At 34.8% G+C, this 12615-nt stretch carries 9 protein-coding genes; 7 read left to right on the plus strand and 2 right to left on the minus strand.

Features of this window, described 5'->3' with window-relative positions; genetic code table 11:
- Positions 1 to 147, minus strand: a complete 147-nt coding sequence (locus AC07UM_RS06465) for a hypothetical protein (protein WP_494681740.1) — start codon at positions 145 to 147, stop codon at positions 1 to 3.
- A gap of 269 nt (positions 148 to 416) precedes the next feature.
- Here AC07UM_RS06465 and AC07UM_RS06470 point away from each other — a divergent pair, with 269 nt between their 5' ends.
- From AC07UM_RS06470 to AC07UM_RS06500, 7 genes are all read left to right on the plus strand, one after another.
- On the plus strand, positions 417 to 959 hold the full coding sequence (locus AC07UM_RS06470; RefSeq protein WP_494685228.1) for an RNA polymerase sigma factor: 543 nt from the start codon (positions 417 to 419) through the stop codon (positions 957 to 959).
- A 117-nt stretch (positions 960 to 1076) separates the two neighbouring features.
- A complete protein-coding gene (locus AC07UM_RS06475; RefSeq protein WP_494681742.1) occupies positions 1077 to 1898 on the plus strand; it encodes a FecR family protein in 822 nt (273 codons plus the stop codon).
- Positions 1899 to 1983: 85 nt separating this feature from the next.
- Positions 1984 to 5196: a SusC/RagA family TonB-linked outer membrane protein gene (locus tag AC07UM_RS06480; RefSeq protein ID WP_494681743.1), complete on the plus strand. Its 3213-nt coding sequence runs from the start codon at positions 1984 to 1986 to the stop codon at positions 5194 to 5196.
- A 17-nt stretch (positions 5197 to 5213) separates the two neighbouring features.
- Positions 5214 to 6614: a RagB/SusD family nutrient uptake outer membrane protein gene (locus tag AC07UM_RS06485; protein WP_494681744.1), complete on the plus strand. Its 1401-nt coding sequence runs from the start codon at positions 5214 to 5216 to the stop codon at positions 6612 to 6614.
- 118 nt (positions 6615 to 6732) lie between these two features.
- Positions 6733 to 7518: a glycerophosphodiester phosphodiesterase family protein gene (locus AC07UM_RS06490; protein WP_494681745.1), complete on the plus strand. Its 786-nt coding sequence runs from the start codon at positions 6733 to 6735 to the stop codon at positions 7516 to 7518.
- A gap of 186 nt (positions 7519 to 7704) precedes the next feature.
- Positions 7705 to 8838 carry a glycerophosphodiester phosphodiesterase family protein gene (locus AC07UM_RS06495; protein ID WP_494681746.1) on the plus strand — a complete coding sequence of 378 codons (1134 nt, stop codon included), beginning with the start codon at positions 7705 to 7707 and terminating at the stop codon, positions 8836 to 8838.
- Between the two features lie 25 nt (positions 8839 to 8863).
- Positions 8864 to 11071 (plus strand): T9SS type A sorting domain-containing protein, encoded by a 2208-nt coding sequence (locus AC07UM_RS06500; protein ID WP_494681747.1) that lies wholly within the window; start codon positions 8864 to 8866, stop codon positions 11069 to 11071.
- Between the two features lie 129 nt (positions 11072 to 11200).
- Here AC07UM_RS06500 and AC07UM_RS06505 read toward each other — a convergent pair whose 3' ends face one another.
- Positions 11201 to 12595 carry a type III PLP-dependent enzyme domain-containing protein gene (locus AC07UM_RS06505; RefSeq protein WP_129041974.1) on the minus strand — a complete coding sequence of 465 codons (1395 nt, stop codon included), beginning with the start codon at positions 12593 to 12595 and terminating at the stop codon, positions 11201 to 11203.
- Positions 12596 to 12615 lie beyond the last annotated feature (20 nt).

The following is a 12615-nucleotide window of genomic DNA, read 5'->3' on the forward strand; positions in this document are numbered from 1 at the left end:
CTATGCGAAGCAGAGAAGATTATTCTTTTCAGGAGCTTCAAATAGTTCAAACAGACTGGAGACAGCGCTATCGTGTACTTTTACCGCTATGATAATCTCATCGTAAACTGAAATTGTTTCTTCTACAGGAGGGAGCTCCATGATCATTATATGAGTATAATAAAGGGCTATATAGTCCCTCCGAAGTTTTTGCAGATTGCTTTATAACAAATAATATCGGGGATTTCCGGATATCCAATATATACATCCGGAGTATCAGTACTAAAGATAGGAATTATTACAAATATTTTCTGTTCCAATATCCAAAATAAATTAAAAATATTCTATCATTTCGGAATAATTCACTATGTTTTTCTTATTCATCACTCTATCATCTGTTTTCTATCACATGTTTTTAAAATTAATATATCTTTAAAGTGTTTAAAAGAATTTTTAAATACTTTAATGGCTTTATAAATGTATCAGTAATTTGTTATTATCCGATGGATTCGTTTGAGAAAATATATTCTGAATATAAACATAGGGTTTACTTCTTTGTCAGAAAATACATTCAAAAGGAAGAGGACGCAGAAGATGTGGTCCAGGAGATTTTCATACATATTTGGAAACATATGGATAAGACGACCCAAATTCCTCATCAAGCGATTATTTTTAAAACCTGTAAACAGGAAGTCTCTAATTTTTATCGGAAAAATAAATTATTATTTACCCTTCCGGAACAAGAAATAAATATCGTGATCGAGGAAGAAATTTCCGATGAAGGTGTGCAAGAAGAACGAATTTCCAAAGTAGAAAATCTTTTGGAAAAATTACCACAAAAGACCAGAGAATTGTTTATTCAACATAAGATTGAAAATATAAGCTATTCTCAATTAGCCAAAGAAAATAATCTTTCAAAATCGGCTATCAGTAAACAAATCCACAAAGCAATAACCTTTCTGAAGGGTAATATGCATTAACTTTTCGCTATTTTCCAATATGAACAAATTGTTAACTCTTTGATTTTGAGGTGAACGATTTTGTTTTCCTGCGTATTTACTTTAAAACGATTAAAAAAGACCATCATCTACTTTTGTATGAGCCTGGAAAAAGAATTTGAAAAAAACTGGAAAACGGTTTCTGAAGAACAAAATACAATAGATCCCGTCACAGATAAAAAGATCTGGGCCAAGATCACTTATACGATCAGAAAGAAAAAAAGAATCAGAAATCTATATTGGACTGCAGCCGCTATAATCCCTTTTTTTATTTTTTTAATACTGTATAATCACAGCCAAAAGGGAACCGGCATTCCAGAAAAAAATCTGGTTTATGAAAGTTTTAAGTCTTCCAAAAACATCATACTGCCTGATGGGAGCATAATTCGGTTGATGCCCTATAGTAAGCTGATTTTGAGTGAGAATTTTGGAAGTAAAGATCGAGAAATAAGTTTTAAAGGACAAGGAAATTTTAAAATTGCTAAAGACAGAACAAAACCATTCAGAATCCATGCTGAAGATTTTCATGTACAGGTTTTGGGAACTCATTTCTTTTTAGATCAGAAATCTATAGAAAAAAAGGTAGAATTATTTGAAGGGAAAGTGAAAGTAGAACATCTGGGAAAGGTAACTTATCTCTTGCCTGAGGAAATATGGATCAGTGGTAATGGTTATTCCGATTATCATTATTACCACCGGGAAAAGCAGAAGAGTTTCACGTTTGATCATTCAAAATATGCTGATGCAATTGAACAGCTGGAAAACACATACAATGTCAGAATATCTTTCCCTGATCAGTACAGAAACCGTATCGTAAGTGGCTCTTTTACAGGAAATCTTAACGATATTATAACCATAATCAGCTATCCGTTTAATTTAAAAATAGAAAAAAATAATGCAACAGAAATACAACTAAAATAAAAAAGCATCGATAATGGGGGTTATCGATGCGAGTTTAATCAACTTAAAAACCTATAGAAAGTTTAAAAATTAATATTGCGAATTTATGAAAAAAACAGCAATTAGTATTGCTATGCTTGGGAGTTTATATGTTTCTCAGCCTTTATCTGCTGCGAAAATATATACTCCTATTCATACAGCTTACACAACAGCTCCACCTTTAACAAGAGTATTGGAAAAGTTGAGTAGAACAACCCAAACCCAATTTTTTTATTCCGTGTCAGACCTTGCGGGTATTCTGGTGGATGATAAAAACATTGATTATACATCATTACGTCCTGCTCTGGCTTATCTTGAGAAAAATTACCCAATTGAATTTACCATTCATAATAATACCGTATCTGTCCGGAGAATATCCGGAAAAATGGAGCAGAAAAACAGTAGTAGAACAAACAGCACGGCTAAAAATGATACCGTTACTGATAAAGAAAAAAAGATTGATGCTGTTGTATTGGTGGGATACGGAAAGCAAAACAGAAAAGACGTTTCAGGTTCTATTGCATCTCTGGGAGAAAAAGATCTGAAAAATGTGGCTTCAGGTAATTTTGGAGAAATGATTGCGGGAAAAGTCACAGGAATCCAGACTACTTCTGCCAACGCAAGTCCCGGATCTTCACCTAATATACGGATCCGTGGAATCGGGACACTGACTGCTGGTGCGAATCCCTTAATTGTCGTTGATGGCTTCCCATTAACAGAAGGAACCAATTTAAACTCCATAGATCCTAATTCCATTGCTTCTATAGATGTTCTTAAAGATGCGGCTTCAACTGCTATTTATGGTTCCAGAGGAGCCAATGGAGTTATCCTGATCCAGACTAAAGAAGGAAAAAAAGGAAAGCTTGAAGTAATTCTGGATTCATATTATGGTATTCAGACCAGAAGTGATAATGAAAAATTTGTCAATGCTTATGATATGGCAATTTTCATGAAAGAGTCCAGGGATAACAATTACCTGTCAAAAGGAGCCAACAGAAATGCATCAGATGATACAGCAACAAGAATATCAAAAGGGGCCACTCTGAGAGAACTGGTTCCTGATTATTTAATTCCTTATTTGAATAGACAACCTGGCCTGATTGATACCAACTGGTACTCAGCTGTATTAAAACCGGCTCCTATGAGTAATACAGCTCTCAATATCTTAGGAGGAAGCGACCATACGAAATATTCGTTTACAGGAAGTTATTTGAATCAAAAAGGGATTTTAATAGGAACTGATTATGAAAAATATTCAGGTAATATCAATCTTGCCAGTACTATTACAGACCGACTGAAATTTGGAGTTTCCATAACCCCTTCTTTTTCAAAAGGAAGTCTTTTTGATATGGTAAATGGAGGAAGAACATATAATTTACTCCAAATGGCAACGACAATGTATCCTTTCTTTGCTCCGAGAGATTCGGATGGAAACCTTATTATTTCACAACAAATAAAAATAAATGGCCCCACTGATGGTGCTTTGGTGGAAAACCCCGTTGGTATTGCCGAAATGACTAAAAGAAAGTATACACTCTTCAAAACATTTGGAAATATTTTTGGAGAATGGAATTTTTTAAAAGGTTTTAAATACAAACTTTCAGCTGGTGGCGATTACACCAATTATGAATATAATTTCTTTGATCCTTCAACTGTTGGCAGCTATCGTACTCCCGCTCCGGATGTGACCATAGCAAGCAGAACAGAATATATAACTAAAAATTACCTGATTGAAAATTTACTGACTTATGATAAAAGAATTGATAATCATTCTTTTAATGCTATTCTAGGACAGTCATATCAGGAAGAGACTTCCACTCAGACTACCACACTGGCAACAGGTTTTCCGGATAACAGTTTGGAAAATATTTCCGGAGGAACATCATTTAAAGTGGATTTGAATCAATATAAATGGACATTGATCTCTTATTTTACACGATTCAACTATACCTACAACAGCAAATACAGTTTAATGGCATCTTACAGACGAGATGGCTCTTCAAGATTTGGAGCCAATTCCAAATGGGGAAATTTTTATGCTTTATCATTCGGATGGACAGTAAGTAAAGAACATTTTTTCCCTCAAAACAAGTGGATAGATCCTCTGAAGTTAAGATTTAGCTTAGGAACAAACGGAAATAATCAAATTCCTAATTTTGGTTCATTATCTCTGATGGAAAAGGAAAATTATGTTTTTGGAGGAATTTTAGTTCCCGGTTACAGATCATCTACAGCAACAAGCTTTAACCTTTCATGGGAAAAATCGAAGTCCGCAAATTTCGGAATTGATTTTAGTTTGTTTAATAAATACTTAAGTGTCTCGGCAGATTATTATATCCTGAACAGAAACGGATTGTTACTGGATGTTCCCGTCCCACAACAATCCGGCTACTCTACTTTACTCCAAAATATTGGTAAAATCAGAAACAGTGGATTAGAAATTCAACTTTCTTTAAAACCACTCCATATAGGTAATCATTTTGAATATTCAGGTAATTTTAGCTTTTCTACCAATAAAAATAAAGTACTGGCACTTGCCAACGGACAGGAACAAATTGTAGCTGGAGCGAATAATTTTGCTGTGACAAAAGTTGGAGGATCCATTGCTGAAATGTACGGGTATCATATTCTTGGAATTTACAAAAACCAAGAGCAAATTGATAATTCGCCGCATATTGCGGGAACGCTGGTGGGAGATTATATCATGGAAGATCTCAATGGGGATGGGAAAATTGATGCCAATGACAAAAAAAGCTTTGGTTCGGGAGCTCCTAAATATATAATGGGATTCACCAATTCTTTCCGGTATAAAAATTTTGATCTGAGCTTTACTTTATACAGCGAACTTGGCCGAAAAATTTACAATGGTGATCAGGTAAATTCTACAGAATCAGGAGAAGGTTTCGGAATAGCCACACAAAATTATTTTGACAACAGATATAATCCGGTTACCAATCCTAATGGCATCTATGCAATGCCTAATATGAACTTTTCAAATAACAGAAAAGAAGCCAGAACTTCAAGTATTTTCTTTAAAAATGGTGACTATGTGAGATTAAGATCTTTACGATTAGCCTATAACCTTTCTCAAAATCTGGTTTCCGCCTTAAAAGTAAGATCAATTCAGCTGTATTTTGTGGGAAACAATCTCCTTACCTTAACTTCTTACAAAGGACAGAATCTTGATGCAACCTCTGAAAGTATTTTAACGCAAGGCTATGACAACGGATATTACCCGGTGGCAAAAGTATATTCATTTGGGATGAATATGAAATTTTAATTTAATGATAATAAAAAATGAAAAAATTATATATTCCTTTAATTTCATTGCTTTTACTGCAATCATGCTCGTCAGACCTTTTAAATACAAGCCCTGAAAGCATTAAACAAACAGATAATTTTTACAAAGACGAAGCTCAACTGGAGCAAGGTGTCAATGCAGTATATGGTTCTCTTCAATATGTCGGGCAATATCAACTGGCCATGCTGGCTATTGGTGAAATCCCTTCTGACAACACTTATGATGAAGTTCCGGCCAATGATAATTTTACTTACGGAGAACTTGACTTTTTTACAGTTCAACCCAATAATTCTCTACTGGCAAGTACATGGAAAGAAAACTATATAGGAATTCAGCAAGCCAATATCGTTTTAAACAGAATTGGAAACATTTCTATGAGTCAGGCACAGAAAAACATCCGCATAGGTGAGGTAAGGTTTTTGAGAGCATTGATGTATTTTAATATGGTCCGTATCTTTGGTGATGTTCCTTTGGTAACCAAAGAAAGTGTGAATGTGAATGACTATTTCGGACAAGGAAGAACTTCAGCAGAAACGGTTTATAATTTTATTGAATCAGAGCTCAAAGATACAATTCCTCTGCTTCCGGAAACTGCTGCACAAAAAGGCAGAGTAACAAAAGGAGCCAGTCTGGCACTATTGGGAAGGGTTTTAATAACCAGGAATAAATATAGTGAGGCCTTATCTTATCTGAAACAAGTGGAAGGTTTAGGATACAGCTTATTAACAGATGTGAGCAGAATATTTGACGTGACCAATAAGAATAATACTGAAATTATTTTTGATGTGCAGTTTGCTTCAGGCTTAAACGGAAATTCGGAAGGAAGCCAGGCACATCAGATGTTCAGCCCTTCCGGCTTTTCTTCAGGAGCAAAAGGGCATAATCTTCCTACAAAAGAGATCTACAATATTTTTACAACAGGTGATAAAAGAAGAGATGCTTACATTGGCCTGACCAATAATGGAGTTCCTTATTCAAAAAAACTAACAAAACCCTCTACAGCTCCCGCAGATGGAGGAAGTAATGTTGTAATCCTTCGTTTAGCAGATGTATATCTTCTTATAGCAGAATGTTATGCCCATGCCAGCGATCTTCTCAATGCAAATGTATATGTGAATAAGATTAAAAACAGAGCAGGACTTCCTTCTGTCAGTATTTCCGATCAGGTTCAGCTGTTAGATGAAATTGCTTTGGAAAGACGAAAAGAACTGGTAGGAGAAGGTCACCGATGGTTTGATCTGGTGAGAACCGGAAAGGCGACTCAGATAATGACTGCTCATTTTCAAAATACACCTGGATATGGTACAGCAATAATAAAACCTTATCATCTCATTATGCCTGTTCCGCAAAACCAGATTAATACAGACCCTGCTATTAAACAAAACCCTGGATATTAATATGATAAAAAAAACAAACTCAAATCATTACACATCCTTTTTTTGTGTATTGCTACTATGTGTTTCCGTTGCCGTGCATTCCCAACTATCGTTAAGGAAATTTCCGGATGATAAGATTATGGTTGTAGCACATCGGGCAGACTGGCGTGAAGCACCAGAAAACTCCATTATGGCTATAAAGAAAGCTATTGAAAAGGGGGTAAATATGGTAGAAATAGATCTAGCCCTAACAAAAGATAATGTTCTGATCTTAATGCATGATAAAACAATTGACAGAACAACTACCGGAAAAGGAAAACCTTCAGATTATACTTTGGAAGAGATTAAAAAATTATATCTGAGAGACGGTTTAGGAGTTCCCACTCAAATGAAGGTCCCTACTCTCACCGAGGTTTTGGAGGTCACTGATGGTAAAATTTTTATTAATCTTGATAAGGCATTCGACTATTTTGATCAGGTCTATCCTCTTTTAAAGAAAAGAAAAATGTTTGATCAGGTTCTTTTCAAAGGTGCCGCAGAATATGATGAATTTGATCAAAAATATGGAACAATAAAGAATGAAATTCATTATATGCCTATTATAAGATTGGCATCAGGAGAAGGCTGGGATAAAATCAATACTTATTTAAAAAATTATAAGGTATATGGTTTTGAATTTACTCTGGGACCAGACGAAAGCCATCTGATCGACTTCAAAGAAATTAGAAAAAGTCATGTAAAAGTTTGGGTTAATTCTCTATGGCCCGAACTTTCTGCAGGTCATAATGATGATAAAATATTTGAAAATCCGAATATGTATAATTGGTATCCTGATCATTATGTAAATATAATACAGACCGACAGACCTAAAGATCTGATTGAATTTTTAAAAAAGAAAAATCTTTACTGTTTTATACAAAACTAAATTATTTAGTACATAGTATTACTAAAAAAAATAAAAAAACATCTGTTTAAATTATTAAACAGATGTTTTTTATTAACCACAACTAATTGACAATCAAAGATATATTAATAAAAATTAACACATAAACAATTCAATAAAGTGTGATAAATTATAAATTTGAATACATTTTAAACCTAAATTTTTATTATGAATTCAAAACCATTTTTCAGCAAAAGAATTTTGAGAAGCAGTCTTGCCTTGCTTCTTTATTTAGGAACGAACCTGCACATTCAGGCACAAGGTTTCTACACGACAACACCTCCTCCAACGACAGCCAGACCCAGTGTGGATAAACTGAGGGAAACTTTATTGAGCGGAAATAAAAATCCGGGCTATGTATTTCTTGCACTCCACAGAGCGGCATGGATTGACGGTACTCCTGAAAATTCTATAATGGCGGTAACCAAAGCTGCTAATAACAGGAATGTAGATATGATAGAAATTGATCTTAAAACGAGTAAGGATGGATTGGTTTATTTAATGCATGATGACTATCTTCAGCGTACTACAAATTTTCTGGATATGTACCCTAATACATATGGCACAGGAAAAGATAACTATGGAAAGGCCAGTGAATATTCCTGGAGTGAATTATCCAGGCTAAGATTAAAGAATGAAGAAAAGACGTACACTACTGAAAAAATTCCATTGTTAAAAGACGCAATTACAATTGCAAAGGGAGCCGGAGTATTTCTCCAGCTTGATATCAATGATGACAGAACTTTTCAGGAAGCTATAAAAGTAGTGAAAACAGAAGACGCTTTTGCTCTTGTCATGTTTAAAGGAAATAAAACTCCTAATCAGTTTACCCCTTTCTTTAATTTGTTGACAGAAGCTCAAAAAAAACAAATCATTTTTGCTCCTTTTATAAAACCAGATTCAACTCCTGACGAAGAAACATCTGCAGATCCAATGAAATTTTATGAACAATGGGAATCCTGGAGAGAAAACAACCCCAGCTACACAGGAGTAGCAGGTTTATATGAAATGGTATTCAGGACTCCAGCAGACACCAGTCTTTTCGAAGTGGCTCAAAAAATAAGAAGTGGAGGGAAAAGATTAGGTATTTTCTCTGCCCAGCCTGAATACTATCTGGGTAGATACATGGGAAATGTCAATATTAATCAATGTTGCGCAAATAATCCTGAAAATGACAGAAGAGGAGACTTTGATTTTATCCTTGCTCCTAATAATAATAAAAATGCCGGAATTAATGGTTATATCATTACTGATGAAGTGACTACTTTTCTGGAATTTTTCCCCAACAGAGTCATTCAATAACGTCCTTAAAATAAAAACATCATTCATGAACTTTAAAATAATTTTTATGAAACATACCACTTTTTTTATAAAGAAAACTTCCTTTTCAATGGAAAACAACTCTATTTTTACCGTTGTCAGATCTCTTTTTTCTTTTTTATTGGCTGTATTTATACAGCAGCTTTCTGCTCAGGAAGTTTTTGACAATACAGCTACAGGCAATTACACAGTCAATACACAAGTGACCAACTTATACGATCTTACCCTAGGCAACTCTTCCTGGCAAAATGATTTTAAAAACCCCGACAACTCGGCATATACACTACAGGGAAATGCAATTACAATTACTAGTGACCGGTTTGCCAACTCATCTCAGGCATTGTCGTTTAGCGAGTATCAAAATCTTATTATACCTCCCGCCGTTGTTAAGGATATAGTCAGTAATAATAAAGGATTTTCTCTTTCGGCATGGATTAAAGTCCCTGAAAATGGTAAAGATTGCCAGATTTTAAGCTTTACAAATCCATCTAACGGAAACAGAGAAGACATTCAGCTTAGAATGAAAGACGGATATTTCCAGATACTAAGATACTCTGCTGTTGCACAGAAAAAAGTTGTAATGGGACAGGCACGTTACAAAATAAACTATAAGAATGACAATACAAATGAAGAGATTTTTCCCGGACCGGACGAATATGGAGCAGGATACATCTATTTTATGTTAAGTTCAGATAAAAATGCTACCCGTCTATATTTTAGCCGTCCCGGCGGTCGTTTATATGCCAACTATTTTTGGTTTGGTCTATCTGATGTGCTTTCCAATAATCATAATATTACTTTTGGAACCGTTAATCATCAACAGGGAGCCATCATTAATGCAGTAGATGACATTATGGTATATAAAGAGATGCTAACTCCTGAACTGGCTAATAATCATTTTCTGGTTCAGTCTCCTTTATATCCGTCCAGATCTTATATTGTGAGAAATTACCAGAATAAACCTATTGCTCCTGAAGGAAATACCTACACTAACGGTTATATAAAATCTATAGGTTCTTTTAACCCCTACGAAGGAATATACAGTGGTGCAAGATGGTTCCTCCCTACAAAAAGTGCTTCTAACCGCAAAGGGCTTATCCATTTTCTTAATGCCAAATCATTTAAACCTATTTCCCGTTGGAATGCCAATTCAGGAAATTATTTTTATCAGGAAAATGCCGATTATGGATCTGAAAGACAACTTTTTGAGCCTAATCATATCACAGGTAATCCTAATAACCTGATTGATTTCAAACAAAATTCATTTACTTTCCTGGTCAATGAATACCGATCAAATAATTATCAGTTAGGAATGAACGGTAATGACGTGTATTTACAAAATGCCAATAAACCTGATGATAATTGGTCTATTCAGGGCTCTTTTAATTCTGCTGTAAGAGAAAGATTTACAACAGTCGGCAAAAAAGGAATACGTTTTACAAACTTTGGGACAAAGCAGAGTATGAATCTTTATAATTCGAGTGGTTCCAAATATTATTTGTATCAGCATCCAAGCAATTACGAAGCTATGTCATTGGAAGCTAAAGAAAACGGATTTTCTTCGGGTGATTATAAATATGGATTTGAAGATTATACATTTTATAATTCTACCCAATCATCTGCTTTATCACTTACGGATGGAAAGAAATCGACTACGAACCAGGGGTATTTGTGGTTGGATAGCTCTAGTCCGGCATCTTTTCAGTTGTGTTTTGTTAAAAATGATCCTAATGGAAAACCTTTGTATCTTATAAGAATTACCAATGGATATGGAGCATATGTACTCATTCCAAATTATGTTACAGGCGGATATACTTATGTTACACAGAACTCCGTCAATGAAGATGGTCCTTCATTCCCCGACAATTATTTATGGTCAGCAAACGTAATTTTTGATCATGAGAATTCTAAGGTTACAGCATCAAGAAGAGCCACTGAAATTTCTAAAATTACAGAAACTCCGGCTCTAAATGTATACCCTAACCCGGTAAAAGATAACGCAACTATAGAATATACGCTGACTCAATCAAGCTACGTAAAAATGTATATTACAAGTGCTACCGGAGCTTTAGTACATACGGTAAAAGAGGAAACTCAGAATAAGGGAACTTATAAAGAATCTTTAAACACATCAGGTTGGGTAGCAGGAATCTATTTCTGCAATCTTCAAACAGAAGGACAAAAGATCATAACTAAAAAAATTATCGTACAATAAACTGGTTGGTAATATCAAAAAAAGAGACTGTCTTATAAGGACAGTCTTTTTTTAGCAATCTCTGGCTAAGGCCAATTGATTTATTATATTTTGTAACCAGGCCAGACCCGTTTTATATTAATAACAAAATTATTTATAACCAAGAATTTTCAATATATCTTCCGGTTCTTGTTTCTCACGGAAAATTTCGTATTGTAATTCACCGTTTTCATCTTTCTGAATCAGAACGTGTCTTGGCTGAGGCATCAGGCAGTGGTGAACACCACCATATCCTCCGATTGTTTCCTGATAAGCTCCTGTATGGAAGAATCCTATATATAAAGGTTTTGTATCACTGAAAACCGGTAAATAAATGGCATTGGTATGCTGTTCAGAGTTATAATAATCATCTGAGTCACATGTTAATCCACCTAAGAATACTCTTTCATAAGTATCTTCCCAACGGTTGAGCGGAAGCATGATAAAGTGTCTTGAAATCGCCCATGTATCAGGAAGCGTTGTCATGAAAGAAGAATCAATCATGTTCCACTTTTCTCTGTCATTCTGACGTTTCTGAGAAATGATCTTATACAGGTTAGCCCCACTTTCTCCAACGGTAAAGCTACCGAACTCAGTATAGATGTTGGGCTCTTCTACCCCTTCTTCTTCACAGAACTTCTTGATTTGAGAAACAATCTCTTCTACCATGTACTGATAGTCGTAATCAAAGTTTAATGAAGTTTTGATTGGGAAGCCTCCACCAATATTCAATGAATCTACTTCAGGAGCAATTTTCTTCAAACGTGCGTATACACGAAGACATTTGTATAATTCATTCCAGTAGTATGAAGTATCTTTAATTCCCGTATTGATGAAGAAGTGAAGCATTTTCAGTCTTGCATTCGGGTGTTCAGCAATCTTCTGACTGTAGTAAGGAATAATATCTTTATATCCGATTCCCAGTCTTGAAGTATAGAATTCGAACTTCGGTTCTTCCTCTGATGCAATTCTGATTCCGATATTAAAGGTAGAATCGATGCTTTCTGTAAGCTTATCCAGCTCTCTGTAATTATCAAGTATCGGAGTAATGTTTTCAAAACCGCTGTTGATCATATCCGAAATTTTTGTCAGATAATCATCAGTCTTGAAACCATTACAGATTACTTCAATGTTTTTATCTACCTTCTCTTTTTCATAAAGAGATTTTACAATATCCATGTCATAAGCAGACGATGTTTCTATCGAAATATCATTCTTCAATGCTTCTTCCAACACGAAATTGAAATGACTGGATTTTGTGCAATAGCAGTAGGTATAATTCTTTTTATATCCTGTTTTTTCAAAAGCTTCTTTAAACCAGCTTTTGGCTTTCTGGATATTTTGAGAAATTCTCGGCAGATAGCTAATCTTTAGCGGAGTGCCAAATTGTTCAACTACATCCATCAATGGAACGTCGTGAAACAACAAATTGTTCTCAGATACATTAAATTCCTCTGTAGGAAAATATAATGTCTGATCAATAAGTTCCGAGTACTTTATTTTCATTTCTAAACAAGTGAATTAAG

Source organism: Chryseobacterium sp. GW821-FHT04C04 (assembly GCF_059420365.1).